The sequence below is a fragment of the Aquibium pacificum genome (assembly GCF_040839445.1).
In the GTDB taxonomy this organism is placed as follows: domain Bacteria; phylum Pseudomonadota; class Alphaproteobacteria; order Rhizobiales; family Rhizobiaceae; genus Aquibium; species Aquibium pacificus.
This window is the reverse complement of sequence record NZ_JBDPGJ010000002.1, coordinates 821,142-847,613: the sequence shown is the minus strand read 5'-3', so window position 1 is coordinate 847,613 and position 26,472 is coordinate 821,142. Positions and strand designations below refer to the sequence as shown.

At 65.3% G+C, this 26,472-nt stretch carries 26 protein-coding genes and 1 tRNA gene; 17 read left to right on the top strand and 10 right to left on the bottom strand.

Features of this window, described 5'->3' with window-relative positions:
* Window positions 1-6 precede the first annotated feature (6 nt).
* A complete protein-coding gene (locus tag ABGN05_RS10510) occupies window positions 7-297 on the bottom strand; it encodes a YggT family protein (protein ID WP_367953958.1) in 291 nt (96 codons plus the stop codon).
* 146 nt (window positions 298-443) lie between these two features.
* Between ABGN05_RS10510 and ABGN05_RS10505 the strand changes: the two genes are divergently transcribed.
* The 3 genes from ABGN05_RS10505 (at window position 444) to ABGN05_RS10495 (ending at window position 2,984) form a co-directional block, all read left to right on the top strand.
* Window positions 444-569, top strand: a complete 126-nt coding sequence (locus tag ABGN05_RS10505) for a hypothetical protein (RefSeq protein WP_367953957.1) — start codon at window positions 444-446, stop codon at window positions 567-569.
* A gap of 107 nt (window positions 570-676) precedes the next feature.
* Window positions 677-1,711: an aspartate-semialdehyde dehydrogenase gene (locus ABGN05_RS10500; RefSeq protein ID WP_367953956.1), complete on the top strand. Its 1,035-nt coding sequence runs from the start codon at window positions 677-679 to the stop codon at window positions 1,709-1,711.
* A 163-nt stretch (window positions 1,712-1,874) separates the two neighbouring features.
* Window positions 1,875-2,984 carry a helix-turn-helix transcriptional regulator gene (locus ABGN05_RS10495; protein WP_367953955.1) on the top strand — a complete coding sequence of 370 codons (1,110 nt, stop codon included), beginning with the start codon at window positions 1,875-1,877 and terminating at the stop codon, window positions 2,982-2,984.
* 157 nt (window positions 2,985-3,141) lie between these two features.
* Here ABGN05_RS10495 and rpsP read toward each other — a convergent pair whose 3' ends face one another.
* The 4 genes from rpsP to ABGN05_RS10475 form a co-directional block, all read right to left on the bottom strand.
* Window positions 3,142-3,531 carry a 30S ribosomal protein S16 gene (rpsP, locus tag ABGN05_RS10490; protein ID WP_367953954.1) on the bottom strand — a complete coding sequence of 130 codons (390 nt, stop codon included), beginning with the start codon at window positions 3,529-3,531 and terminating at the stop codon, window positions 3,142-3,144.
* A gap of 51 nt (window positions 3,532-3,582) precedes the next feature.
* Entirely contained in the window at window positions 3,583-3,924 is a 342-nt protein-coding gene (locus ABGN05_RS10485; protein ID WP_367953953.1) for a chorismate mutase, read from the bottom strand.
* A 14-nt stretch (window positions 3,925-3,938) separates the two neighbouring features.
* Window positions 3,939-5,516, bottom strand: coding sequence for a signal recognition particle protein (gene ffh, locus ABGN05_RS10480; RefSeq protein ID WP_367953952.1), 1,578 nt, complete (start codon window positions 5,514-5,516; stop codon window positions 3,939-3,941).
* 263 nt (window positions 5,517-5,779) lie between these two features.
* Complete coding sequence (locus ABGN05_RS10475; RefSeq protein WP_367953951.1) at window positions 5,780-6,793, bottom strand: zinc-binding metallopeptidase family protein; 1,014 nt, start codon at window positions 6,791-6,793, stop codon at window positions 5,780-5,782.
* A 119-nt stretch (window positions 6,794-6,912) separates the two neighbouring features.
* Between ABGN05_RS10475 and ABGN05_RS10470 the strand changes: the two genes are divergently transcribed.
* Window positions 6,913-7,848: a bifunctional helix-turn-helix transcriptional regulator/GNAT family N-acetyltransferase gene (locus tag ABGN05_RS10470; protein WP_367953950.1), complete on the top strand. Its 936-nt coding sequence runs from the start codon at window positions 6,913-6,915 to the stop codon at window positions 7,846-7,848.
* Here ABGN05_RS10470 and ABGN05_RS10465 read toward each other — a convergent pair.
* From ABGN05_RS10465 to ABGN05_RS10455, 3 genes are read right to left on the bottom strand one after another with little or no spacing between them, the layout of a single operon-like run.
* The gene (locus ABGN05_RS10465; protein ID WP_367953949.1) at window positions 7,845-8,480 is read right to left on the bottom strand and encodes a TPM domain-containing protein; all 636 of its coding nucleotides are present in this window, start codon (window positions 8,478-8,480) and stop codon (window positions 7,845-7,847) included. The two genes, ABGN05_RS10470 and ABGN05_RS10465, sit on opposite strands and share 4 nt — an antisense overlap.
* Window positions 8,481-8,489: 9 nt before the next feature.
* Window positions 8,490-9,332, bottom strand: a complete 843-nt coding sequence (locus ABGN05_RS10460; protein WP_367953948.1) for a TPM domain-containing protein — start codon at window positions 9,330-9,332, stop codon at window positions 8,490-8,492.
* Window positions 9,333-9,357: 25 nt separating this feature from the next.
* Window positions 9,358-9,954 carry a LemA family protein gene (locus tag ABGN05_RS10455; RefSeq protein ID WP_367953947.1) on the bottom strand — a complete coding sequence of 199 codons (597 nt, stop codon included), beginning with the start codon at window positions 9,952-9,954 and terminating at the stop codon, window positions 9,358-9,360.
* 229 nt (window positions 9,955-10,183) lie between these two features.
* Between ABGN05_RS10455 and ABGN05_RS10450 the strand changes: the two genes are divergently transcribed.
* Window positions 10,184-10,259: transfer RNA gene (locus ABGN05_RS10450), tRNA-Ala, on the top strand.
* A gap of 175 nt (window positions 10,260-10,434) precedes the next feature.
* Here ABGN05_RS10450 and ABGN05_RS10445 read toward each other — a convergent pair.
* Window positions 10,435-11,346, bottom strand: a complete 912-nt coding sequence (locus tag ABGN05_RS10445) for a LysR family transcriptional regulator (protein ID WP_367953946.1) — start codon at window positions 11,344-11,346, stop codon at window positions 10,435-10,437.
* Between the two features lie 114 nt (window positions 11,347-11,460).
* On the opposite strand from ABGN05_RS10445, the gene ABGN05_RS10440 reads away from it, so the two are divergent.
* The 5 genes from ABGN05_RS10440 to ABGN05_RS10420 are packed head-to-tail and all read left to right on the top strand — an operon-like array spanning window position 11,461 to window position 16,456.
* Window positions 11,461-12,645, top strand: a complete 1,185-nt coding sequence (locus tag ABGN05_RS10440) for a CaiB/BaiF CoA transferase family protein (RefSeq protein ID WP_367953945.1) — start codon at window positions 11,461-11,463, stop codon at window positions 12,643-12,645.
* A complete protein-coding gene (locus ABGN05_RS10435; RefSeq protein WP_367953944.1) occupies window positions 12,642-13,586 on the top strand; it encodes a hydroxymethylglutaryl-CoA lyase-like TIM-barrel protein in 945 nt (314 codons plus the stop codon). Before ABGN05_RS10440 ends, ABGN05_RS10435 begins: the two co-directional genes overlap by 4 nt.
* 55 nt (window positions 13,587-13,641) lie before the next feature.
* Window positions 13,642-14,637 carry a TRAP transporter substrate-binding protein gene (locus ABGN05_RS10430; RefSeq protein WP_367953943.1) on the top strand — a complete coding sequence of 332 codons (996 nt, stop codon included), beginning with the start codon at window positions 13,642-13,644 and terminating at the stop codon, window positions 14,635-14,637.
* Between the two features lie 8 nt (window positions 14,638-14,645).
* A complete protein-coding gene (locus ABGN05_RS10425) occupies window positions 14,646-15,173 on the top strand; it encodes a TRAP transporter small permease (protein WP_367953942.1) in 528 nt (175 codons plus the stop codon).
* Complete coding sequence (locus tag ABGN05_RS10420) at window positions 15,170-16,456, top strand: TRAP transporter large permease (protein ID WP_367953941.1); 1,287 nt, start codon at window positions 15,170-15,172, stop codon at window positions 16,454-16,456. The genes ABGN05_RS10425 and ABGN05_RS10420 overlap by 4 nt, the downstream gene beginning before the upstream one ends.
* 24 nt (window positions 16,457-16,480) lie before the next feature.
* Here the strand turns inward: ABGN05_RS10420 and ABGN05_RS10415 are convergent, their stop codons facing one another.
* Window positions 16,481-17,833, bottom strand: a complete 1,353-nt coding sequence (locus tag ABGN05_RS10415; RefSeq protein ID WP_367953940.1) for a ferredoxin reductase family protein — start codon at window positions 17,831-17,833, stop codon at window positions 16,481-16,483.
* A 557-nt stretch (window positions 17,834-18,390) separates the two neighbouring features.
* Between ABGN05_RS10415 and ABGN05_RS10410 the strand changes: the two genes are divergently transcribed.
* The 7 genes from ABGN05_RS10410 (at window position 18,391) to ABGN05_RS10380 (ending at window position 26,471) form a co-directional block, all read left to right on the top strand.
* A complete protein-coding gene (locus ABGN05_RS10410) occupies window positions 18,391-20,040 on the top strand; it encodes a flavin-containing monooxygenase (RefSeq protein ID WP_367953939.1) in 1,650 nt (549 codons plus the stop codon).
* Between the two features lie 35 nt (window positions 20,041-20,075).
* Window positions 20,076-21,707 (top strand): long-chain-fatty-acid--CoA ligase, encoded by a 1,632-nt coding sequence (locus ABGN05_RS10405; protein WP_367953938.1) that lies wholly within the window; start codon window positions 20,076-20,078, stop codon window positions 21,705-21,707.
* 108 nt (window positions 21,708-21,815) lie between these two features.
* Window positions 21,816-22,937 carry an acyl-CoA dehydrogenase family protein gene (locus ABGN05_RS10400; RefSeq protein WP_367953937.1) on the top strand — a complete coding sequence of 374 codons (1,122 nt, stop codon included), beginning with the start codon at window positions 21,816-21,818 and terminating at the stop codon, window positions 22,935-22,937.
* Window positions 22,938-22,952: 15 nt separating this feature from the next.
* On the top strand, window positions 22,953-23,729 hold the full coding sequence (locus tag ABGN05_RS10395) for an enoyl-CoA hydratase/isomerase family protein (protein WP_367953936.1): 777 nt from the start codon (window positions 22,953-22,955) through the stop codon (window positions 23,727-23,729).
* Complete coding sequence (locus tag ABGN05_RS10390) at window positions 23,729-24,892, top strand: acyl-CoA dehydrogenase family protein (protein WP_367953935.1); 1,164 nt, start codon at window positions 23,729-23,731, stop codon at window positions 24,890-24,892. Before ABGN05_RS10395 ends, ABGN05_RS10390 begins: the two co-directional genes overlap by 1 nt.
* A gap of 36 nt (window positions 24,893-24,928) precedes the next feature.
* Window positions 24,929-25,732, top strand: a complete 804-nt coding sequence (locus ABGN05_RS10385) for an ABC transporter ATP-binding protein (RefSeq protein WP_367953934.1) — start codon at window positions 24,929-24,931, stop codon at window positions 25,730-25,732.
* Window positions 25,725-26,471 carry an ABC transporter ATP-binding protein gene (locus tag ABGN05_RS10380; protein ID WP_367953933.1) on the top strand — a complete coding sequence of 249 codons (747 nt, stop codon included), beginning with the start codon at window positions 25,725-25,727 and terminating at the stop codon, window positions 26,469-26,471. The genes ABGN05_RS10385 and ABGN05_RS10380 overlap by 8 nt, the downstream gene beginning before the upstream one ends.
* Window position 26,472 lies beyond the last annotated feature (1 nt).

Here is a 26,472-nt window from a genome sequence, read left to right as displayed (position 1 = left end):
GGCGCCTCAGATGACGGCGGGAGCGACGGTCGTCAGGATGAACTGCCGGACGAAGAACAGAATGAGGAGCAGGATGATCGGCGAGATGTCGATGCCGCCGAGATCGGGAAGGATGCGCCGGATGGGCCGCAGCGCCGGTTCGGTGACGCGGAACAGGAAATCTCCGATCGTGGCCACGAACTGGTTGCGGCCGTTGATCACGTTGAATGCGAAAAGCCAGGAGAAGATCGCGGATGCGATGATCATCCACCAGTAGATGTCGATCGCGAGGACGAGGGTCTGGATAAGCGCAACCATGCCGAACTCCGTGATTTGCCGTGATGTAGACACTGCGCGGCGTCCGGGCAAGTCCGCAGTCCATCCTCCACTTCTTGCGGCAAACCGCTTCGCATTGACTTTTCCCGGCAAACAGCGCTAGAAGCGGCGCGTTTTCGGAGCAGACAATGCGCGGCCTCACCATGGCTCTTCTTTCGATCGGCGAGACCGGCTGGTTTTCCGGCGGCGATCGCACGCGCAGCGTTTCCACCACGAAAAAATCCCCGGCCAAAACGACCGCCACCGCGGTCTGACCACCCTCGGCCTGCTCGCCCTCTCCCGGGTCCGGCCCGGGGAGAAGCCCGCGGGGCCAGCGGGCGCCATCCAAGCCAGGCAGCGGAGAGGGACAGGAGTTCAAGACATGGGTTTCAAGATCGCAGTCGCCGGCGCGACCGGCAATGTAGGCCGCGAGATGCTCAACATCCTCGAGGAGCGCGGCTTTCCCGCCGACGAGGTGGTGGCGCTCGCCTCCCGCCGCTCGTTCGGCACCGAAGTGTCCTACGGCGACCGGACGCTGAAGGTGAAGACGCTCGACACCTACGACTTCTCTGACACCGACATCTGCCTGATGTCGGCCGGCGGCAACGTCTCCAAGGAGCATTCGCCGCGCATCGGCAGGCAGGGCTGCGTGGTGATCGACAACTCCTCGGCTTGGCGCTACGACCAGGACGTCCCGCTGATCGTTCCGGAGGTCAATCCGGATGCCATCGACGGCTTCACCCGCAAGAACATCATCGCCAACCCGAACTGCTCGACCGCGCAGTTGGTGGTGGCGCTGAAGCCGCTGCATGAAGCCGCGAAGATCACGCGCGTGGTCGTGTCGACGTATCAGTCCGTCTCCGGCGCGGGCAAGGACGGCATGGATGAACTGTTCACGCAGACCCGCGCCGTCTACGTCGCCGATCCGGTGGAATCGAAGAAGTTCACCAAGCGCATCGCCTTCAACGTCATCCCGCACATCGACGTCTTCATGGAGGACGGCTACACGAAGGAAGAGTGGAAGATGATGGCGGAAACGAAGAAGATCCTCGACCCGAAGATCAAGCTCACCGCGACCTGCGTGCGCGTGCCGGTCTTCATCGGCCACTCCGAGGCAGTCAACGTCGAGTTCGAGAGGCCGATCTCCGCCGAGGAGGCACGCGACATCCTGCGCGACGCCCCGGGCTGCCTCGTGATCGACAAGCGCGAGGACGGCGGCTACATCACCCCGCTGGAATCGGCGGGCGAGGACGCGACCTACATCTCGCGCATCCGCGAGGACATCACAGTCGAGAACGGGCTGTCGATGTGGGTGGTTTCCGACAACCTGCGCAAGGGCGCGGCGCTCAACGCCATCCAGATCGCCGAACTGCTGGTCGCGCGCGGCCTGATCCAGCCGAAGAAGCAAGCCGCCTGACGCCGGGCCACCCGCGCTGTCATAACATCAGCCAGGGCGACTGCCGGACATGGCAGTCGCGCGGCCCCAAGGTTCATTGTATTTCCGATTGATTCCCACGTACGATCCACCCCAAGATTGAACGATCAAGCCATCGTTCTTCTTGGTGGGAGGAGAGAGAGGGATGTCGTTCAGTCACGTCGATGACGTCTTGGTAGACCGTATCTATGAGGCGTCTCTCATTCCGGAGCAGTGGCCGCAGGTGCTTCGGGATTTCGCACGAATGGCAGGCGCGCAGGAAGCGGCACTCCTTGCGGCGGATAGCGAAGGTTCGAAACTGATCGGTTCGTCACCGGCGGTCGACGAAATCGCAGCGAAGGTCTTCAGCTATCCCGCGGGAATTGAACGAACCCGTCGCCTCGTGGCCCTGCGTCATCCGGGTTTCGTCACCGATCGCGACGTGTTCACGCACGAGGAAATCCTGAACGAACCCATGTTCGCCGACTATCTGATACCGAGCGGTTACGGACGAGGAATAGCAACGGCGATATGCGTTCCCAACGGAGACACGATCGTCCTCCATGCCGAGGGAAACTATCACGACGGTCCTTTCGATTCCCGAACGGTCCAGGCGCTCGACGCCCTTCGGCCGCATATGGCGCGGGCGTCGCTCCTTTCGGCGCGACTGGGGATAGAGCGGGCGCGCGCCGCGGCTGAAGCGCTCGCGGCGGTCGGCCTGCCTGCAGCCGTGCTCGGGCACGGCGGCCGCACGCTCGCCGCCAACGACTTGCTCGTCGCCCTCATGCCGCATGTCGTCCAGGATCGGTCCGCTCGCATGACGCTGACCGATCCGAGCGCGGACGCGCTCCTCCGGACAGCCATCGAAGCTGTCGGCCGATCATCGGGTCTATACGCGGTGCGATCCATCCCCATCCGGGCCACCGATGAGCACCCGCCGGTCGTGATCCATCTGGTTCCGGTGAGGGGCGCCGCTCACGATGTATTTGCTGCGTCCAGCGCCGTCCTGCTGGCGACGCCCGTGGTGCCGAAGGAGGTTCCCGGCGCGAACGTCCTGCAGGCGCTTTTCGATCTCACTCCCGCCGAGGCGAAGGTGGCGCAAGCCATCGGCAATGGGGAGACCACGGCGGGCATTGCCGCTTCCAACGGCGCATCACTCAACACCGTTCGCAACCAGCTCGCTGCCGTGCTGGCGAAATCCGGGCTGCACCGGCAGTCGGATCTTGTCGGATTGCTCCGGGGAGTGGGGCTGGATCCGGTCTTCAAGCCCTCGTAGCAGGCCCTCGAGGCGGCAGCCGGGATGCGGCCTTGGTGCCTGCCACGGTGCCCTTCGTCGCCCGCAAGAGGACGGCACGGGACCGTCCGCGGCTTCGGCAACGCAAAGGGCGGCGGACCGGATGGCCGCCGCCCGATCTCCGCGCCGGACGCCCGCGTCAGGACGCGGCGGCTTCGCTCTCGGTACGCTCGGCGGCGAGCTTCGCGGCGGCTTCTTCCTCGGCCTTCTTCAGGAAGGCGGCGCGCTCCTGCGCCTTCTTGCCCGGCTCGGCCTTGTTGGGGTTGCTGCGCGCCGGGCGCTTGGCGATGCCGGCCTGGTCGAGGAAGCGCAGCACGCGATCCGTCGGCAGGGCGCCATGGGAAAGCCAGTGCTTTACGCGCTCCTCGTCGATCTTCACGCGGTCGCCGTCCTTCGGCAGCATCGGGTTCCACGCGCCGATCGCCTCGATGAAGCGGCCGTCGCGCGGGCTGCGCACGTCGGCGACGACGATGTGGTAGTAGGGACGCTTCTTGGAGCCCGCGCGGGCCAGTCTGATCTTCAGTGCCATTTCCGTTTCTCCTGATGTCTCACTGATGGTGTGGCCTGATCCGGCCGGTTCTCACGCGCCCGCCGGGGCGCTTTCCTTCTCGCTGCCGTTGGCGGCAGCAATCGCTTCGTGGTGGCGGATCACTTCCTTCACGATGAAGTTCAGGAATTTCTCCGCGAAATCCGGGTCGAGATGCGCATCCTTCGCCAGCCGCCGCAGACGCTCGATCTGCTGCTGCTCGCGCGCGGGATCGGCTGGCGGAAGGCCATGTTCGGCCTTGAGCACACCTACTGCCTTGGTGCAGCGGAAGCGCTCGGCCAGCATGTGGATCAGCGCCGCGTCGATGTTGTCGATCGAGGCGCGGTAGCCGGCCAGGATCTCCTTCGCGTGCTGGGTGTCGGCAGTATCGGTCAAGTCCACCCTCCCGCTCACTTCTTCTTCGGGAGGCCGGGCAGGCCGCCACCCATGCCGGGCAGACGCGGACCGCCGGGCAGTCCCGGAAGACCGCCGCCCGGCAGACCGCCGAGGCCCTTGGGGAGACCGCCGCCCATGCCGGCGGCCTCGGCCTGCCTGCGCAATTGCTCGAGCTGTCCGGGGTCCATCTTCGACAGGTCCGGCATGCCGCCCATGCCGGGCATCATGCCGCCGAGGCCCATCTTCTGGGCCATGCCGCCCATCAGGCCTCGCATCATGCCGCCGCCTTTGCCCTTGCCGCCCATGGCCTTCATCATGTCGGCCATCTGGCGGTGCATCTTCAGGAGCTTGTTGATCGCGGCCGCGTCCGTGCCGGAACCGGCGGCGATGCGCTTCTTGCGGCTGTGCTTGAGCAAGTCGGGATTTCCGCGCTCGGCCTTGGTCATCGAGCCGATGATAGCGAGCTGCTGCTTGAACATCTTGTCGTCGAAGCCGGCGGAGGCCATCTGGTCCTTCATCTTGCCCATGCCCGGCATCATTCCCATGATGCCGCCCATGCCGCCCATCGACTGCATCTGACGGAGCTGGTCGGCGAGGTCGTTCAGGTCGAACTTGCCCGACTGCATCTTCTTGGCCATCGCCGCGGCCTTTTCCGCGTCGATGGTCTCGGCCGCCTTCTCGACCAGTGAGACGATGTCGCCCATGCCGAGGATGCGGTCGGCGATGCGCTTGGGATGGAATTCCTCCAGCGCGTCCATCTTCTCGCCGACGCCGATCAGCTTGACCGGCTTGCCGGTGACGGCGCGCATCGACAGCGCCGCGCCGCCGCGCCCGTCGCCGTCCATGCGGGTGAGCACCAGGCCCGTGATGCCGACGCGCTCGTCGAAGCTGCGGGCGAGGTTGACGGCGTCCTGGCCGGTCAGCGCATCGGCCACCAGCAGGATCTCGTGCGGCGACGACACCTTGCGGATGTCGGCCATCTCGACCATCAGCGGCTCGTCGATATGCGTGCGGCCCGCCGTGTCGAGGATGACGACGTCGTGTCCGCCGAGCCGTCCGGCCTGGACGGCGCGTTTCGCGATGTCGACCGGCGACTGGCCGGCGACGATGGGCAGCGTGGCGACCTTCACCTGCTCGCCGATCTGGCGCAGCTGCTCCTGGGCGGCCGGGCGCCGCGTGTCCAGCGAGGCCATCAGGACCTTCTTGCCCTGGCGATCGGTCAGCCGTTTCGCGATCTTGCCGGTGGTCGTCGTCTTGCCCGACCCCTGCAGGCCCACCATCATGATGACGACCGGCGCCGGCGCATTGAGGTCGATCGCCTTGCCTTCCTCGCCGAGCATGGCAACGAGTTCGTCATGGACGATCTTGACCACCATCTGGCCGGGCTTGATCGACTTCACGACCGCCGCGCCGACGGCCTTCTCGCGCACCTTTTCGATGAAGGAGCGCACGACTTCCAGCGCCACGTCCGCCTCGAGCAGCGCCCGGCGGACCTCGCGCAGCGCCGCCGAGACGTCGGCTTCGGAGAGCGCGCCGCGGCCGGTGAGGCCGTTCAGGATGGAGCCAAGGCGCTCCTGGAGGGATTCGAACATGCGTTTTCCTTCGTCTCTTGCACCGCGGTGATGCCAGAGAGGTAGTGGTTCCGCGCCGGCCATCAAACGCCGAGCGCGCACAAAGCCAAAAAGCACCCGGGGGCGCATCGCGCTGCCGGGTGTTGGCCTCCGGGATCAATTTACACCACTAGGGGTCCCGGTTGGCTGCTCGGAGTCAAAGCTCGTCGCTGAATTCCGGCCGCTCTAGACAGGAAAAGGCGACGCGAGTCAAGTTCCGCAGCGCTTCGTCGCGTCCGACGGGATCACGCGCCCTTCAGAAGCCGGCGCACGTAATCCAGCTTCTCGGCCACCTTGGGCGAGATGACGAAGGGGTAGAGGTCCCTCAGCCCCATGCAGCGGTTGATCCCGTTGACGATCTCCGTCAGCGCCAGCCAGCGCGAAACGACACCGTCGATGTCGCTATGGGGATCGGTCTCCCGGACGGCGGACGCGGCGGCGACGTCCAGCGTGTGCAGCGGAATGCGGAATTCCTCGGCCATTTCCAGCGTATCGGCGATGTGGAGGTAGTGTGCCCAGGTCTCGGCCCAATCCTCCCAGGCATGGCTGGCCGCATAGGCCGAGATGTGCCGCTGCTCCCAATCGGGCGGCGCCGCGTTTTCGTAGTGCCGCTGCAGCGCCTGCGCGTAGTCCTCCCGCTCGTCGCCGAAAAGCGCCCGGAACGCCTCGAGCCTTTCCGGATGGTCGCGCACGAGCCGGTCCCAATAGTAGTGACCGAGTTCGTGGCGGAAGTGGCCGAGGAGCGTGCGGTAGTTCTCGCCCATCGCGATGCGCATCCGCTCCCGTTCGGGCGAGTCCGCCTCCGCCACGTTCAGCGTGATCAGCCCATTGTCGTGGCCGGTCAGGATGCGCTCGCCGCCCGGCCCGGCACCCTTCGGGTCGGCCAGGAAATCGAAGGCGAGCCCCTCCTCGTCCTCTGGACGCTGCTTGGGCCACACCGGCAATCCGAACTCGAGAAGCGCGAAGACCACCCGACGCTTCGCCCGCTCGACGCGGGCCCAGCGGTCGCGGTTTTCCGGTACCGAAAGGTCCGGGATCGTCCTGTTGAGGGCACAGGCCCGGCAATACCCGCCGAAACGCTGGTCGCCTACCCAGTTGCAGGCACATTCGTCCGCGTTCAGGCAGTTGGGGCTTTCCGCACCGACAAGGACGAAGCCCTCCTGTTCCGGCGCATAGGCGACGGAGCTGCTGCAGGCAAGGCAGCGCGAGTTCTCGAAATAAAGCCGGCTCGCGCAGGCCGGGCAGGCGAAGAGTTTCATCAGAACGATCCGAAAATGCGTGGAGGCGGAGGCAAACGCCGCTCGAATGACAAGGTTCCGCATGTCATTTGATTGACTTTGTCAACAAACTATATGACACTGTCAATGAAAGGACTCCCATGACACAGACCGGTCAGCGCCACGAGGAAGCGATCGCAGGAGTGCGCGATTTCAACCGCTTCTATACCCGGTTTCTCGGGGCATTGAACGAGGGGCTGCTGAGATCGCCCTACAGCCTGTCGGAAAGCCGCATCCTCTACGAACTCGGGACACGACACAGCGTCACCGCCAGCCAGCTCTCGGCGGAACTGGGCATGGATCCGGCCTATCTCAGCCGTCTTCTCAAGAAACTGCGGGAGGCAGATCTTGTGCTCGCCTCCGCCAGCGCCGAGGATGGTCGCGCCACGGTCCTCTCCCTGTCGAAGCCCGGACGCGAAGCTTTTGCGAACCTCGATCGCGCCTCGCACGAGGAAATCTCGAACATCCTGATGCCGCTCGGCCCGGACGGAGCCTCGACGCTGGTCGGCGCCATGCAGCGCATCCGCGCGGCCCTCGATCCATCGACAACGGAGAACCCGCCCTATGTGATCCGGCCGCACCGCATCGGCGACATCGGCATCATCATCTCCCGCCAAGGGGCGCTCTACGCGCAGGAATACGGCTGGGACGGGACATTCGAGGGCTTCGTCGCCGAGATCGCCGGCGGGTTCCTCAAATCATACGATCCGAAGCGCGAGCATTGCTGGGTGGCGGAGCGGCACGCGGAGGTCGTCGGCTCGGTCTTCCTGGTCGACGCCGGCGGCGGCACGGCCAAGCTGCGCATGCTCTGGGTCGAGCCCTCGACGCGCGGACTGGGCATCGGCGGACGGTTGGTCAATGAATGCATCCGCTTCGCCCGGGACACGGGCTACGAGCGCATGACGCTCTGGACCAACGACATTCTCGTCTCGGCCCGACGTATCTACGAGAAGGCGGGCTTCAGGCTCGTCGCGGAGGAACGGCACCACAGCTTCGGCAAGGACCTGGTCGGCCAGAACTGGGATCTGGAGCTTTAGATCTCGACGATATGGTCGTCGAGTTCGTTGGGGTTGGTCGCGCCTGGCGGGAAATGTTCGGCGAGCAGCGCGCCGACGCTTTCCACGGCGTTCGCGAAACCCTCGCCCAGCCGGTCGTGGCGGGCGCTGTCGACGAGGCGGGCGACGATGTCGTTCCAGGTCGACTGGTCGACTTTTTCGTCGATCGCAGAGTCGGCGACGATTTCGGCGTAGCGTTCGGCCAGCGACACGAAGATCAGGACCCCCGTGCGCGCCTGCGTGGCATGGACGTTGTGGGCGAGGAATTGCCGCGCCGCGTTGTCGTGCGCACGCCGGTAGCGCAGCCGCGGCGGCACGAGATGCACGCGCAGGCCGGGCACGACCCGCAGCACCAGGAGCGCGGACGCGAACGCCACCGCCTGGGCCAGCGCCATCGACACGGGGCTCACATCCACCCACCACCAATCCGCCACGAGTGCGGCGACCAGGCTCGCCGCCAGCATCCCAAGGGTGAGCATCAGGGACGAGGCGAAGAAATAGTCGTCGCTCCGGCGCGCGAGGACGCAGTAGATCTCGCCCGACGTCGTGGCCTCGGCGGCGCGGATGGCCGCGGAGACGCGCTTTCTGTCTTCGGGTGAAAGACCGGATGTCATCGCCTCTTCCTACCAGCTGCCCGAGGCGCCGCCGCCTCCCGACGATCCGCCTCCGCCGGAAAAGCCGCCTCCGCTGCTGCTTCCCGACGACCAGCCCGAGCCGGATGAGCCCCCGACCCAGCCGCCGCCCGACCGGCGGCGACCCGAGGAACCCGAACCGCCATAGGTGAAGTCCATGCCGAGCCAGCGGTAGCGGCCTGGTCCGATCCTGCGGCCGAACAGGCGCGCCCCGATTGCGAAAGCGAAGGACCCGAAGAACAGCGTGCCCCAGATGACGAGGAAGATGACGACCTCGATCGGGATGCCCTCCTCTTCCTTCCGGTTGCGCTCGGCGCGCGCCTCCAGTTCCGCCGCGTTGCCCTCCAGAACCAGGATGATGTCGTCCACCGCGCGGCTGATTCCGCCCGAAAAATCGCCGGCGCGAAAGGCCGGCACCATCGTGTCTTCGATGATGAGCTTGGAATGGAGGTCCGTCAGCGTCCCCTCGAGGCCGTAGCCGACCTCTATGCGCATCTTGCGGTCGTTCGGCGCGACCAGGAGCAGGATGCCGTTGTCCTCTCCGGCTTGGCCGAGGCCCCAGGCGCGGAACAGGCGGTTCGCGAAGGGTTCGATCGCCTCGCCGTCCAGGCTGCCGATCGTGGCGACGACGATCTGGTCGGACGACTTCTCCTCGAAGGCCTGGAGCCTGGCGACGAGCGCGGCTTCGGCAGCGGCATCGATGATGCCCGCCTGATCGACGACGCGGCCGGTGAGTGCGGGAAAGGGTGCTGCGAGCGCAAGGACGGGCAACAGGAGCAGAAGCGCGACGAGCAGCGACCGCAGGCGCCGCCCGGATAGGTCGTCGATGCGCATGTCCCCTGCCACGGACGGCGGGAATCTAGCCGCTCTTGCCCGTGCCGAATTCCACCTTCGGAACCTCCATCTTGTCCTCCGACACGGTGAAGTTCTGGAACGGCTCGGCATCGGTGAACCAGAACCAGGTCCAGATCATGGAGGGGAACGTCCGCAAGGTGGTGTTGTAGACCCGCACCGCCTCGATGTAGTCGCGCCGCGCCACCGCGATGCGGTTTTCCGTGCCTTCGAGCTGCGCCTGCAAGGCGAGGAAGTTCTGGTTCGACTTCAGGTCGGGATAGTTCTCGACCACCGCCAGCAGGCGCGAGAGGGCGCCGGTAAGCCCTGCCTGACTCTCCTGAAAGGCCTGGAAAGCCTGCGGGTCGTCCAGCATCTCGGGGGGCAGCGTCACCTGCGTGGCTTTCGCGCGCGCCTCGACGACGGCCTGCAGCACGTCCTTTTCCTGCTGGGCGTAGCCCTTCACCGTCTCGACGAGGTTCGGGATCAGGTCCGCCCTGCGCTGGTACTGGTTGAGCACCTCGCTCCACGCGGCCTTCGCCTGCTCTTCGGCCGTCGGGATGGTGTTGAACCCGCACGCCGACAGGAACGGCGCGATCATCAGCAGGAAGAGAAGCGTCCTCATCCGGCTCCCGGCGCCGGCGGCCGCGACTGGTGATGCTGGCATAGCACGAAATCTCCCGATTGGCGGACACCAGACTAGCGCCGATCGTACAGGTTTGGAACGGGGCGGAGCGCCGCTGGCGGCACGCGCCGCAAATGGCCCACCATCGCTCGCACTTCCCCTCTGCAACGGCCCTTCGCCCGCTTGACATCTAGCTGCGGCGAACCGTAAAAGCCGCAATCCGCTGGACGGGGCTGTAGCTCAGCTGGGAGAGCGCGTCGTTCGCAATGACGAGGTCAGGGGTTCGATCCCCCTCAGCTCCACCAGCGGCGGGATCCAGATGCCCGAAATCAAAGCGCAATCACCGTTTTCGACCGACGGCTTCCCCACCTTGTTCCCGGTTTGCGATGTCTGTCGGCTGACAAGCTCACGATGACGACGTCGAGATGCGCTGGATGTGTGCTTCCAGGATGACGGCCGCCTATAGGGCGAGTTCGAAGCTCACGCGGCGATCCTTGCTTCCCAGCGGCCATCGATCACCGCGGCGTGGACCAGAGCCACCATCAGGTTGCGAACTGTCTCCAAAGCGTAGGTCGCCGGTCGATCGGCCATCTCGCAGATGTAGAGAGTCCGCGACAGTTCGGGTTCGATGATCGGCCGGAAATGCAGCAGTCCGCTTTCGATGTGTTCGTACATGAAGAGCTTGGTGCCGATGGCGCACCCCAGCCCGGCGGCCAGCGATGCACCGATGGCGTGGACGGAATTCATCTGCAGCTTTGCCCGGCCTTCGATCTTCTTCAGCAGGTTGGTGTCGTCCATCAGCGCCCGGGCCGAGATGCCCTGCCTCAACAGGATCAGCGGCAGTTCGAGTATGTCGTTGAAGGGTACCGGTTCGTCGCTGTCGCCGATGATGGCACGCGTTCCCACGAGCACCATCTGCTCCTCCAGCACCGGCTGAGTCCTGAGGCGGGGGTCGGCAGGCGGATTGTAGACGAGCGCCAGGTCGACCTCCGAGGCCATCAGGTGGAGCAGCGTAGAGCCTGACAGGCTTTCCGACAGGGACAGGCGCACCCTCGGATAGTCGTCGACAATCCGCCGGCACAGATCGACGCCGATCGCCTTGACGGCGGAATAGGCCATGCCGACCGAGACGTCCCCGGAAACGTCGTCGCCGGCTTCGCGGATATCCTTTTGTGCGGCTGACATCGCTTTGAGGATCGCCTTGGCGTGACCGTAAAGCCGTTCTCCCGCCGCGGTGGGGCGCAGGCCCCGCGGCTTGCGCACGAAGAGATCGGTGCCGAACTCGGCCTCGAGATTGGCGAGATGGTGGCTGAGCGCAGAGACCGCGACGCGGCACGTCTCCGCCGCGCTGGACAACGTGCCCTGCTCGTAGATGGCCGCGAAATACCGCAACTGTCGCGAATCCACTTTGCTCGACCTTTCTGGAATTTCGAATGTTCGCTTAGAAACATTATGATTTTCCGACCTCTCCGGCAACGCTACCGTGGGGCCATCGAGGAGGTGTGAATGCAATCGGACTTCCAACCGCTGGCCGGCATCCGGGTCGTGGAGATGACCCACATGATCATGGGACCGTCCTGTGGCATGTTCCTCGGCATGGTCGGCGCGGAAGTGATCAAGGTCGAGCCGCCGGAAGGCGACAAGACGCGCGATCTTACAGGCATGGGCCGTCCGTTCTTCCCGCTGTTCAACCGCGGCAAAAAGTCGGTGCAACTGGACCTGAAGTCGGAAACCGGTCGCAAGGCACTGGACGCGCTGCTGGCGACGGCCGACGTCTTCATCGACAATTTCCGCGACGCATCGCTGGCAAGGATGGGAGCGGACCCGGCCGACCTGCGCAAGCGCTTTCCCCGCCTGGTGCTGGCCTCGCACAAGGGCTTCCTCGCCGGACCCTACCAGGACCGTACGGCGCTCGACGAAGTGGTGCAGATGATGACGGGCCTCGCCTACATGACCGGCCCGACCGGGCGGCCGCTGCGGGTCGGTTCGTCCGCCAACGACATCATGGGCGGGTTGTTCGGTGCGTTCTCGGTCGTGGCCGCACTGTTGGAACGCCAGCAGACGGGCAAGGGCCGCAGCCTGCGCATCGGGCTGTTCGAGAACTGCCTGCTGCTCGTCGCCCAACACATGGTGCAATTCGAACTCGAGGGCGTGAACCCGCCGCCGATGCCGGAGCGAACGTTCTCCTGGCCGGTCTACGATATATTCGACACCGCCGACGCCAGACAGATGTTCGTCGGGGCGGTGACCGAAGGGCAGTGGGTTGCCCTTTGCAAGTTGCTCGGTCTGGACGACCTGCTATCCGACCCCTCGCTCCAGACGCGCATGGACCAGATCGATGCCCGCGACCGCACCGTTCCCATCGTCGCGGCGGCGATCGCCAGGCGCCGCGCAGACGATCTGTCGCGCGAGTTCGAGGCCCTCGGCATTCCCTATTCGCCGATCGCCAAGCCTTCCGACATGTATTCCGATCCGCACGTCATGAGGCCGGGAGGGCTGGTGCCGTCCAGGCTGCCGGACGGCCAGGTGTTCCGCGCTCCGTCGCTGCCGGTCGACGTGGACGGAGCCATGATCGATGCCGGCGGGGATGTGCCCGCGCTCGGCGCGGATACGGTGGCGGTTCTGGCGGGCCTCGGCTTCGACGCCGACGAGATCGCCAAGGCGCGCGGCAGCGCGAGGAAAGCGGCATGAACCGCCGCGCCGAAGCCTATCCCGCCGACAGGGTCAGCCTGCGCGAGGTCGGGCTGCGCGACGGGCTTCAACTGGTCAAGACGTGGCCGACGACCGAAGAGAAGCGCTCGTGGCTGGAGCGAGAGCATGCTGCGGGCGTCCGGCACTTCGAGGTCGGCTCGTTCCTGCCGGCCAACCGCATGCCGCAATTCGCCGATCTCGCGTCGACGATCGCGGCGGTAGCGGCGCTTGAGGGCGCGCGATCGGCCGCGCTGGCGTTGAACGAGCGCGGCGCCGGCGACGCCATCGGAACGGACGTCGACGAGATCGTGTGTGTGATCTCGGCGACCGAGGAGCACAGCCAGGCAAACACGCGCCGTTCTCGCGCAGACGCCATCGATCTTGTCCGCACGGTGGCGCGGCTGCGCGACGAGGCCGGCCATAAGGCAATGGTCAACGCCGGCATCGCCATGGCCTTCGGCTGCTCGATCGCCGGGCGCGTCGATCCGGACGAGGTGCTTCTGCTGGCGGAAGCATGCCTGGCGGCGGGCGCCGATGTCGTCGGCATTGCCGATACCGTCGGCTTTGCCGGCCCGAGGCAGGTGGAGCGGCTGGCGAAGCGCATGTGCGGGCTTGTTGGCGATGGCGGGTTCATCGTCCACCTTCACGACACCCGAGGCATGGGCATCGCCAACGCCTCGGCCGCGCTCGACGCGGGCTGCCGCATCCTCGACGGATCGCTGGGCGGCCTCGGCGGCTGCCCGTTCGCCCCAGGCGCCACGGGCAATGTCGTGTTCGAGGACCTGGTCTATCTCTGCGAGACCAAAGGCTTCGCCACCGGCATCGATCTGCCCGCGCTGGCCGCGGTTCGTGATATACCCGAGCATGCGATGCCGGGGGAGAAGTTCTACGGAGGAATTGCGCGCGCCGGTCCGCCGGCGGCGTTCGACTGGCGGGTCTGAGCAGAAACGGGAGCCCCGCTTTCCAGACAACAAGGCATCCAAGGGAGGAACTGCAATGAAACGAACGACGCAAACACTGGCGGCGACGCTGCTATTTTCCGCATCCGCGATCGGCATGGCGAGTGCGCAGACCGCGATGCGCTGCAGCCATCAGCTTCCGCCTGCACATCACATCGCCAAGGTCGTCGATCAGTGGGCGGCCGAGGTCGAGAAGCTCTCCGAGGGAGAGCTCGATGTTCAGGTGTTCGGCGCCGACAGTCTCGTCAAGGCCAATGACAATATCCTGGCGGTCGCCAAGGGCGACATAGAATGTGCGTTCTCGCTCAACTTCCAGTGGGGCAAGACGCTGCCGCTGATGAACGTCACCGTCGGCCCGTACACAATGTCGTCCATCGAGGCGTGGAAGAAGTGGCCGACGTCCGAGGCCGCTGCTTTCCTCGAGCAAAAACTCGCCGAGAAGGGCGTGAAGAACGTCGCGTGGATGTTCCAGACCAACACCAGCGTCTTCACCTCGAAAGGCAAGGCGCTGATCACGCCGGCAGATTTCCAGGGCCTGAAGATGCGTGGCATCGGGCCGGCCTTCGACCGCGGCCTGACGGCGATGGGCGCGACCACGGTCTCGATGCCGGGAAGCGAGGTCTACCAGGCACTGGCGACCGGGATCGTCGATGCGGCGATCACCGACGTCGCTGCCGCCTATTCGCGCAAGTACTACGAGGTACAGGACCACATGACGGTGGTTCCGGTGCTCGCGGCCTATCTGCACGGCTACGTGAACCCCGGCTGGTATGAAGGCCTCAGCGAGAAGTCGAAGGCAGCTCTGGACCAGGCTGGCAAATCCGCCTCGCAGTGGGCGCTGGACGCCTCGATCCAGGCTTCGGCCGACGCGCCGAAGCAGCTTGAAGAGAAGGGGGTCACCGTTCACATCGCCACCGATGCAGAGAACGAGGCGTTCAGGGCCGCAATGCAGCCTGCATTCGCCGAAGGCTTCGCGGAGGAGACCGGCGAGGACGGCAAGACGCTGCTTGGCCTGATCGAAAAGATCCAGTAGCGGCCGGCATGACCGGAGAGCTGGAAAAGCAGGAGGCGCCAGGCGCCTCCTCGCTTCCCTATCGGGCGGCGAGGGCCCTCTCGCTTCTGGGCGGGGCCCTGAGCGCACTGCTGATCCTGGTCGTGCTCGCGATCACCGTCGTCAGCGTCTTCAACCGGTATGTGCTCAACCAGCCGATCATGGGCGTGGACGAGGGAACCGGCTTTCTTGTTGTGGCCATCGTGATGCTTGGCGCGGCGGAGGCGCTGCGGCGCGGGGATCATATCCGCATAGACCTGGTCTTCGACCACGTCGGCCCGCGAATCCGCTGGTGGCTGGAACTCTGGTCGCTTGCCAGCGTGGCAGGCTTTTCGGCTCTTCTGCTCGTGACCTCGTGGCACACGGTCCAGTTCTCGCGCGCCTTCGGCGCGTATTCGACCGGCTATCTCTCGATACCGATGTGGATACCGCAATCCACCATGGTCGTCGGCTCGATCCTCCTCGCCTTTGCCGCTCTCGCCGCCTTGCTCGACTTCGTTGCAGGAAGACGGTCGTGACGACCCTTCTCATCCTTGGATCGCTTGTCGCGCTGTTGTTGACAGGCATGCCAATATTCGCCGCGCTCGGACTCTCGTCGGTTGCGGTGCTGCTGGCCTTCGAAGGCAAGATCGATTCGATCGCCGATACGGTCTTCGCAAGCCTGAACAATCCGCTGCTGGCGACGATCCCCATGTTCGCCTTCATGGCGCATGTGATGATCAAGGCGAAGGTCGTCGACGACCTCTACGACATGGCCAACAAGCTGGTCGGGCACGTGAAGGGCGGACTCGGCTTCGCGACGATCCTCTCCTGTACCATCTTCTCGACCATCTCGGGTTCGTCGGTCGCCACGGCGCTCACCATCGGCTCCACGGCGATTCCGCAGATGCAGCGGTTCGGCTACCGGCCGCGCGACACCTACGGCATCATCGCAGCCGGGGGTACGTTGGGGATCCTGATCCCTCCCTCCGGCCCGATGATCCTCTACGCGATCGTGACCGATGCCTCGATCGGGGCGCTGTTCCTGGCCGGCATGATCCCGGGCCTCATCATGGCGGCGGTCTTCGCCGTGTTCTCCTGGGCACAGGCCAACAGGCACGGAGAGACCGAGGCACAGATCTGGCCGGGAACCCGCGTCGTCGCGCGCGCGATGTTCAATTCGGTCTGGGCCGTCGCCATGCCGCCGATCATTCTTGGAGGCATCTATCTCGGCATCTTCACGGCCGCCGAAGCTGCGGCTGTCGGCGCGGTCTACGCGATCGCCGTCGCGCTGATCGTCTATCGCAACGTCTCGCTGGCCGATCTGTGGGACTGCGCCTGGCAAACCATGCGCACCAGCGCGATGCTGTTCATGATCATCGCCGGCGCCGGCCTGTTCGGCCATGCCGTCACGATCATCCGCCTGCCGGCCGAAATCATGGAAACCGTGACCGCCTACGGCCTGTCGCAGACCGGTTTCATCCTGGTGGTGATGATCGCAATCTTCATCCTCGGCATGTTCCTGGAGACGATCGCGATCATCCTGATTACCACACCGATCATACTGCCCGCGATGATTGCCCTTGAGATCAACCCGGTCTGGTACGGCGTGCTTCTGATGATCAATCTCGAACTGGCGCTGATCACGCCGCCGGTCGGCATGAACCTTTTCGTCATCAAGGGTATCACCGGCGCGCCGCTTGCCGACGTGATCCGAGGGTCGGTGCCCTATGTTGCGCTTCTCGTCGGTGGCCTCCTCCTGTTCTGGGCTTTCCCGCAACTTTCGCTGTGGCTGCCGACGAGCGCGGGCTTCGGGCGATAATAGGCCCATCCAACGGACCCGCTCCTAGCGCATGTCGAACAGTTCCTGATGGAAGCGCTCGGCCACAGGCAGTCCCTGCGCGGCGAAATCCTTGCGCAACGCCTCGCCGAAGGCCGTCGGACCACAGAACCAGATGCTGGCATCGCGCCATTCTGGCGCGGCGGCACGGATGCGCTCGCCGGTCAGCAAGCCGTCGCGAGCGTCGACCAGAACGTGCAGGCGGATGTTCGCCGCATCCGCATCTGCGTTCAGCTTGTCGATAGCTTTCTCGTCGTAGTCGGCGGTCGTGTGGAACATGTCGATCGCCGGGCGGGGCGCACCCGGATTTTCGCGTCGCTCCCGCGCCAGATGCTTCATGGCGGCGATGAACGGCGTGATCCCTATGCCGCCGCCGATCCAGATCTGCCGGGGCTGACCGTTATCGAAATCGAAACAACCATATGGCCCCTCGATCGTCACCTCCTGCCCGACCCGTAGCTTCTCGCGCAGGTGGCCGGTGTGGTCGCCAAGTTCCTTCGTGACGAAGGTGATGCGCCGGTCGTTGTCGTTCCAAGCGGAGGCGATGGTGTAAGGGTGTGCACCTTCGAAACGGTCCGACGTCGCGAAGGCGAATTGGCCTGGCCTGTGGCCATGCCAGCCCTGCGGCACCTCGATCACAGTCTCAAGAGCTTTCACGCCGGGATAATACTGGAGCGAGGCGATCCTGCCCCGAACCTGACGTCCGGCGCCGACGCGACGCAGCAGAACGATCACCGCAGCATATGTCCCTGCGGCGAGAAGCAGCGCCATCACCACGCCGATGGGCGACGTCCAATATCTGAACGTCGTCAGCACCACGGCGTGGAACACCAGCACCAGATAGACGACGGCGAGCAGGCGGTGCGTCTTATAGAAGAGCCGATAAGGGAAGGACTTTATGAGCGCCAGGGCAATCAGCAGCACTGCAGCGTAGAATGCCCATTCGCCGAGACCCTCCGCCGAGCCACGCAGTGTCATAAGGAACTGCTCGATCGGGTTTTCAAGTGGAGGCCTCTCGCCTCTTGCCGGCCGCGCGATCAGGCCCCAGCCCACCGCCCATTTCGGCCCCTGGCTCCACAGCCAATGGACCACGGAAATGACGAGCGCGGCGATCCCCAGCCACTTGTGCAGGCGGTACATCTTGTCCAACCCGCCGAACCACCGTTCCGGCCGGCGCGGCCGCAGCGCCAGGACCATGGCAACGCTCATGGCAGCCATGGCGATGATGCCGCTGTACTGGACCATCGTCCCGCGAAGGGCCAGGAAATTGGCAGGCTGGAACAGTTGGGGCTCGGCGAGAAGCCACAAAACGGTCAACAGTGCCAACATCCCCCAGAGGGCGAGTTTGATGTGCCGCATTTCAAGGGTTCTCTTCGTGCCAGCAGGTTGTGGTGCTCTTTATTGGGGGAAAGGCAGAGGAGATCGTTGACGTGAATCAATGTGGGGATGTGACCTGAGGACCGGGGCCGGAAGGAGACTTTCGGCTGGCCCCCTTCCGCCAATTGATCAGGGCGTACGACACCTGCAGAGCGTCGACACCCCCGCAACGAACCAATTTCCAGTCGTGCCAGCCCCCGACATTGTCGCGACGCCGGCGCTGCTCCTGCCGATTTCCCCATCAGCCGGTTTCACGCCGGAGAGGCTGAAGGAATTCACATTCGTGAAACTTTCCTTCCTGGTCTCGTGGTCGTTGACTTGTCGAGCCAGGAAAATGATCTTTCACAACAGGCGTCGCCGAGATCGGCAGCCTGGAGGACACACGAAAGACCGGCTGCTGCGAAACGCGCCGTCCCTATGGGCGGCGGCTGGGACCCTCGCGTCCGACAATGGCTCTGCGCGGCGACCTGCTTCGAAGCATGCATTCACCCGCGCCGGCACGATCTGGCCCGGTCGGTCACAGGACGGAGGATGCCGGAATGGCGCAAGCAGACAATGCACCCGACAAGGGAACGAGAACCCGTCGCGTCGACGTCATCGTGGTCGGGGCCGGCTTCGCGGGCATGTACGCCGTGTACCGGTTCCGCGAGATGGGAAAGCAGGTCGCCGGCATCGAGGCAGGCAGCGACGTCGGCGGCGTCTGGTACTGGAACCGCTATCCCGGCGCGCGCTGCGACCTGATGAGCGTCGACTACAGCTATGGCTTCTCCGAGGAGGTCCAGCAGGAATGGACCTGGTCGGAGCAGTTCGCAGCCCAGCCGGAAATCCTCGCCTATGCCAATTTCGTCGCCGACCGGCTCGACCTGCGCAAGCACTTCGCGTTCGACACGCGCGTCACGAGCGCGGTCTGGGACGATGCCAGGCGCATCTGGCGAGCGACCACGGACGGCGGCGAAACACTGGAGGCGCCCTATTGCATCATGGCCACGGGGCCGCTCTCCGTTCCCAAGGATCCCGACATTCCAGGCATCGGACGCTTCAGGGGTCAGCTCTTGCGCGCCCAGAGGTGGCCGCACGAGCCGGTTGATTTCAGCGGCAAACGCGTCGGCGTGATCGGCACCGGCTCGACTGGCATCCAGATCGTCCAGACGCTCGGAAAGGAAGCAGGCGAACTCTTCGTCTTCCAGCGCACGCCGAGCTACACGCTGCCCATGCGCAACCACGATCTCGAGCCCGACTATGTCGCCGAGATGAAGCGGCACTATCCGGCCATGCGCGAGGCGATGCGCAACAATCCCACGGGAGGCACGCGCCCCGTCTCGACCCGTCCATTCTTCAGCCTTCCCCCGTCGCAGCGTCTGCAGGCGATGGAGCAGGCCTGGGAAAACGGCGGCCACACCTTCCTCGGTTCCTTCGCCGACCTGATGACCAACCAGGAGGCCAACGACCAGGTCGCCGATTTCGTGCGCGACAAGATCGGAAAGATCGTAAAGGACCCGGAGACGGCCGAGGCACTGAAGCCGAGGGGCTATCCGATCTTCGCGCGTCGTGCCTGCCTCGATACCGAATATTACGAGACCTACAATCGGCCCAACGTCCATCTTGTCGACTGCCTGAAGGCGCCGATCGTGGAGATAACCGAGAGAGGCGTCCGCACCGAAGCCGGGGAGACCGAGCTGGACATCCTCATCTTCGCGACGGGCTACGATGCGCTGACGGGCGCGCTGCTCGCCTTCGACGTGGTCGGCCGTGACGGACTTTCCCTGAAGGAGAAATGGAAAAGCGGACCGGTTTCCTATCTCGGCTTCATGGTGGCGGGCTTCCCGAACCTCTTCGCGCCGAGCGGCCCGAACGGCCCCGCCGCTCTCGCCAACCTGATCACCATCGCCGAGCACGACGTGGACTGGATCGCCGGCGCGATCGAGTACATGGAGGAGAACGGCATCGAGACTACGGAGGCTACTGAGAAGGCCGAGGCGGCGTGGATGGAACTGGTCGCCCGGCTCGCCGAGCGCTCGCTGATCCGCAAGGCCAAGACCTGGTGGGTCGGCTCGAACGTGAAGGGCAAGCCGCAAGGACTGACCATGTTCGTCGGCGGGTTCAACAAGTATCGGGATCTCTGCGCCGCCGCGGCCGACGGCTACGCCGGACTGTCGTTCGAGAAGGCCCGCGAGAGCGCGGCGGCATGATGGAGGCGCGCTCATCGACGCCCGGAGGCGCAGCCATGCTCGGGCTCATGCAGGACCGGCAGCTCCTGGTATCGGGGCTGATCGAGCATGCGGCCCGCTATCATCCCGACGTCGAGATCGTAAGCCGTACCTGCGAGGGGCCGATCGTGCGCACGAACTGGGCCGAGGTCCGCTCCCGCTCGGCAAGGCTTGCCAACGCTCTGCTGCGCATGGGCATCCGCCCGGGCGACCGCGTCGCCACGCTCGCCTGGAACACGCACCGGCATCTCGAACTCTATTTCGCTGTCTCCGGCATCGGAGCTGTGCTGCACACGGTCAATCCGAGGCTCTTTCCCGAGCAGATCGACTACATCCTGAACCACGCGGAAAGCCGAGTGTTGTTCTTCGACATGACCTTCGCCGCGCTCGTGACGGATCTCCGGCCGAGGCTCGGCAAGGTCGAGCGGACCGTGGCGATGACCGATGAGGCGCGCCTTCCGGACGCACCGGACGGAACGATCGCCTACGAGGCCCTCATCGAAGGCGAACCCGATGAGCTGGTCTGGCCCCAGTTCGACGAGCGCTCCGCGTCCTCGCTCTGCTACACGTCCGGCACGACGGGCAATCCGAAAGGCGTTCTGTATTCGCACCGCTCGACGGTGCTCCATTCGTTCACGGCATGCGCGGCGGACGGCCTCAGGCTTTCGGCCGCCGACAGCGTTCTGCTGGTCGTGCCGCTCTTCCACGTCAATGCCTGGGGCGTTCCCTACGCTTCGGCGATGTGCGGCGCCAAGCTGGTGCTGCCGGGTCCGCACCTCGACGGCCGGAGCCTTTTCGATCTCGCCGTCGCGGAAACTTGCAACTTCTCGCTCGGTGTGCCCACCGTCTGGCTCGGCTTTTTCAAGCATATCGACGAGACGCCCGGCCTGGATCTTTCCCGTCTGAAGCTGGAGCGCGTCGTCATCGGCGGATCGGCCGCGCCCCGTGCCATCATCGAGCGGTTCCGGCGCGATTTCGGCGTCTTCGTCATCCATGCCTGGGGCATGAGCGAGACGAGCCCGCTGGCGACGATCGGCAACCTTCTTCCGAAGCATCGCGGCCTTTCCGAAGAGGAGCAGGTCAACGTCCAGGTCAGGCAGGGACGCGCGATCTGCGGGGTGGAGCTCAGGATCCGCGGCGAGAACGGCGAGCCGCTCCCCCACGACGGGTCGCAGGCCGGCGATCTGCTCGTGCGCGGACCCTGGGTGGCTTCGGGCTATTTCAAGGGCGAAGGCGGCGACGTGCTCGATGCGGAAGGCTGGTTCGCGACAGGCGACGTCGCCAAGATCGACGCCGACGGCTACGTGCAACTGACAGACCGGTCCAAGGACGTCATCAAGTCCGGCGGCGAGTGGATCTCTTCCATCGATCTCGAAAACGCGGCCGTCGCGCATCCGGACGTCGCGGAGGCGGCGGTGATCGGCGTGCATCACCCGAAATGGCAGGAGCGGCCGCTGATGATCGTCGTGCCGAAATCGGGAAAGACGCCTGGACGCGACGAACTGATGGCGTTCCTGTCGGCGCGGGTGGCGAAATGGTGGCTGCCCGACGACATCGTGTTTGCCGAGGAACTGCCCCACACGGCAACGGGCAAGCTGCAGAAGACGAAACTCCGCGAACGATATGGAAGCCACGCGCTGCCCGGCTAGATCTTCACATCCATGAAACCGATCCGCAGCGCGGTGTTTGCGTTGTACGAGGCGGTCCCATCGCCTACCGTTTCTTCAAGACGGCGATAGCCGCGCAAGGGAGGAAGAATGCCCCAGGCTCAACTCGACGATCCCGAGGGAACGCTCGCCATGCTGCGCGATAGCGTGGCAACGCTCGCCTCGCGCTTTCCCGGCCCCGCTTCCGTGCGTGCCAAGCGAGCCGCTGGTGGAGATCGCGACGCGGCGCTCTGGCAGGCCATGGCGGAAGCCGGCTGGAGCGCGATCCTTCTACCGGAGGAACTGGGCGGCGCCGGGCTCACGCTCGCCGAGCAGGTGGTCGTCAGCGAGGCGCTCGGGCGTGCGCTGATCAGCGAGCCGGTGGCGATCTCGGCCGTTCTGTCGTCGCGCCTGCTTGCCGCGGCCGCCCAGTCTCAGGAGCGGGAGCGTCTCGCAGCGGGTCTGGTCGGCGGCAATCTCGCGCTCGCGCCCGCCTGGATCGATGCGCCAGGCCGCGCCATGACGGCGCAAAAGACGCCCGGCGGCGGATTTTCGCTCACCGGCACGAAGCGCCACGTCGATCTGGCACTTTCGGCTTCGGACTTCCTGGTGACCGCCGACATGGCGGATGGCGTGGGACTGTTCGCGGTGCGCGCCGGCGGCCCGGGCATGTCGGTGGAAACGGCCGCCGGGGTCGACGGGGCCGTCATAGGCACGTTGCGCCTCGAACGGTGTGCGGTGCCAGTCGAGGCTCTGATCGCCTCGGCGCCGTCGCTCGACGATCTGATGGATGAGCCGATCGCCGCCGCGCGGGTCGCGCTGGCCGCGGAACTCGCCGGTATCGCCTCGCGCGCCGTGGAGATCACCATCGACTACACCAAGGGGCGCGTGCAGTTCGGGAAGCCGATCGCGAGCTTCCAGGTCATTCAGCATCGCCTCGTCGACATGTGGACCGACGCCGAATTCGCCTGCGCGGCCGTGGTCAATGCGGTCGAGACGCTCGCGCTCGGCGATGATCGCGCGGGGCGGATGGCCGTGCTCGCGGCCAAGGCACGCGCCGGCGACGCCGCCGTCTCGGTCTGCCGCCGCGCCGTGCATCTCCATGGCGCCATGGGATTCACCGACGAAAGCGACATCGGGCTCTACCTGAAGCGTGCCACGGGCCTCAACGCCACACTCGGCCAGCCGGAGGACCTTCGGCTCCAATTCGTCAATCTGGAACGCGCCGCCTGAGGCGGGGAGGAAATCGTGCAGAACAAGCTCATCAAGGTAACGGTCGAGGAGCGCATCGCGGTCGTCCAGCTCGACAATCCGCCGGTCAACGCCTACTCGCGCGATTTTTCCGACGAACTGATCGAGGTGTTCGACGAACTCAACGACACGCCCGAGGTGCGCTGCATCGTCATCACCGGCCGCGGGAAGATCTTCTCGGCCGGCGCCGACATCAAGAACCGGCAGGCGGTGGGCGATATCAAGGGCGAGACATATCGCCATCTGCGCCGCACGCGCGAAGTTTCGAACTGCATCATGGAGTGCGGCAAGCCCGTCATCGCCGCCGTCAACGGCCCGGCGCTCGGCGCCGGACTGGGACCCGTCTATGCGGCCGATATCGTTCTGGCTTCCGACAACGCGGTGTTCGGGCTGCCCGAGATCGACATCGGTCTGATGGGAGGCGCGCGCCACACGATGACGATGTTTCCGAAGTCGCTCGCCCGGCGCATGATCCTGACCGGCTACCGCGCGCCCGCCGAGGAACTCTACCGGCGCGGCATCATCGAGGCCTGCGTGCCGCTCGAGAAGCTCATGGACGAAGCCATGGCGATGGCCCGCATCATCGCCGCGAAGAGCCCGAAGGCGCTCAGCCTCGCCAAGCGCGCCATCAACACGGTGGAGCACATGCCACTGCGCGACGGCTACCGCTTCGAGCAGAATCTGACGGTCGAGATGACCCGCCACGAGGATTCCAAGGAAGCCATGCGTGCTTTCGTCGAGAAGCGCCCGGCCGTCTTCAAGGATACGCTGTGATGGCCGCGGCCCAGGACTGGAACGCGCTGTCGGACGCGGCCTTTCGCGACGCATTTCGCGATCTGGTCGAGCGGCGGCTCCCCGCCGAGCTGCGCTTCATGCGCAAGCAGCGGCCGCTCTTCGACGAGGTGGCGGTGTGGTATCACGCGCTGGCGGAGGAAGGCTGGCTGGCGCCGGTCTGGCCGGTGGAACATGGTGGCATGGGCCTCTCCCCGGCCAAGCACATGATCTATGTCGAGGAATGGGGGCGGCTCGGCTGCCCACGCATTCCCGATCATGGAATCGGTCTGGTCGGGCCGCTTCTCCTGGAACACGGCACCGAGGAACAGAAGGCGTACTACATGCCGCGCGTCCTTTCGGGGGAGCACGTGTGGTGCCAGGGCTATTCCGAGCCCGGTTCGGGTTCCGACCTCGCCAGCCTGCGGACTTCCGCGGTGCGCGACGGCGACGAGTTCGTCGTCAACGGCCAGAAGATTTGGACCACGCTCGCCCACTGCGCCAACTGGATCTTCGCGCTCGTACGCACGAGCCGTGACGAGAAGGTTCGGCAGAAGGGCATCACGGTCCTTCTGATCGACATGACGACGCCCGGCGTGACGGTGCGCCCGATCGCCAACCTGCGCGGCGAGACCGATTTCTGCGAAGTCTTCTTCGACGACGTGCGGGTGCCGGTCGGCAACGTCGTCGGCGAGATCGATCAGGGCTGGAACGTCGCGAAGTCGGTCCTCGGGCACGAGAGGATCTTTCTCGGCGCGACCACCCGTCCCGAGATCGCCATCGAGCGCCTGGAAAAACTCGCCCAGGCCAAGGGAGCATTTTCGGATCCCGCCTTCCGCTCGCGCTATGCGCGGCACAGGCTCGATCTCTACGATCTCGGCTCGGCTTTCGACCGCTTTGCGAAGGTGCTGCGCGAGGGCGGCGAGCTCGGTGCCGACGTCTCCATGCTGAAGATCTTCACGACCGAACTCTACCAGCGCATCACCGAGGAAACGCTGACACTCGCGGACGAGGATGCACGCTACTTCGACGACATAGACGCCGGCAACGGGAAGGTCGACGCGATGAACCTTTTCCTGGATTCCCGCGCACCTGCAATCTTCGGCGGATCGAACGAGATACAGAAGAACATCCTTGCGAAGGCGGTCCTGAAACTGCCGAGTTGAGGAGCGCCGCCACTGGCGCGCGCGAGGGAGGAGACGATGGCGACCATTGCAGCAGTCGCGCCACCCGGCGCGAATTCCGCCGCTGACATCACGGACAAGGCGCTGGTGGGCGAAGGTCTGACGAAGGTCTTCGGCGGCTTTGCCGCGGTGAAGGACGTGAATCTGTCTGTTCGGCGAGGATCCATCCATGCGCTGATCGGACCGAACGGTGCCGGCAAGACGACCTGCTTCAACCTTCTGACGAAGACGCTGACGCCGACGCGCGGACGCATCCTGCTCGACGGAGAGGACATCTCGCGCATGCGCACGTCCGACGTCGCGCGGCGCGGCCTGGTCCGTTCCTTTCAGATCTCGGCGATCTTCCCGCATCTGACGGTGCTCGAGAACGTGCGCGTAGCGCTGCAATCCTCCTTCGGGACCGGCTACCAGTTCTGGCGATCGCTGCGGGCCGTCGCGCCGCTCAACCAGCGCGCCGAGGAACTGCTCGAGCAAGTCGGCATCCAGGACAACCGCGACAGCCCGGCCGCTGCCTTGTCCTACGGCAAGAAACGGGCGCTGGAGATCGCCACAACGCTCGCGCTCGAGCCGCGCGTCATGCTGCTCGACGAGCCGACGGCGGGCATGGGGCACGAGGACATCGAGCCGATCACCGAACTCATCAAGCGGGTGGCCGTCGGCCGCACCGTGCTGCTCGTCGAGCACAATCTTTCCGTCGTCTCGACGCTGTGCGACCGCATCACGGTGCTGCAGCACGGTGAGGTGCTGGCGGAGGGCTCCTATCAGGAGGTCTCCAACGATCAGCGGGTCGTCGAGGCCTACATGGGAGGCATCGATGAATAGCGGCGCGCAATCGCTTGCCAAGGGTGAGACGAAGGACGGCGAGACCCTTCTCGAGGTAGACGACCTGAGCGCGTGGTACGCCGAGTCGCGTGTGCTGCATGGCATGGCGTTCGACGTGCGGCCGGGCGAGCTTCTGACGCTGATCGGCCGAAATGGTGCCGGCAAGACGACCACGCTGCGCTCGATCGTCGGCCTCCTGCAGAAGAGAACCGGCGCGATCCGCTTCGACGGACGCGACCTCGTCGGAATGCGCCCGTTCGAGATCGCGCGCCTCGGGATAGGCTACTGCCCCGAAGAACGCGCCATCTTCTCCTCGCTCTCGGTGAAGGAGAACCTGTTCCTGCCGCCCGTTTTGAAGCCGGGCGGGATGACCGAGGCGGAGATCTTCGAAACCTTTCCCAATCTCAGGGCGCGGTCGGCCAGCCAGGGCACCAAGCTTTCGGGCGGCGAGCAGCAGATGCTGGCGATCGCGCGCATCCTGCGAACCGGTGCACGGCTGCTTCTCCTCGACGAGCCCAGCGAAGGCCTGGCGCCGGTGGTCGTCAAGGAGATCGGCGGTATCATCAAGAGGCTCAAGGCCAAGGGGTTCACCATCATTCTGGTCGAGCAGAACCTACGCTTTGCCCGCCTCGTCGCCGACCGGCATGTCGTCGTCGAGAACGGCAAGGTGGTCGACCGCATGACCAACGCCGAACTGGCGGCGGACATGAACCGCGTCAAATCCTATCTGGGAGTGTGAG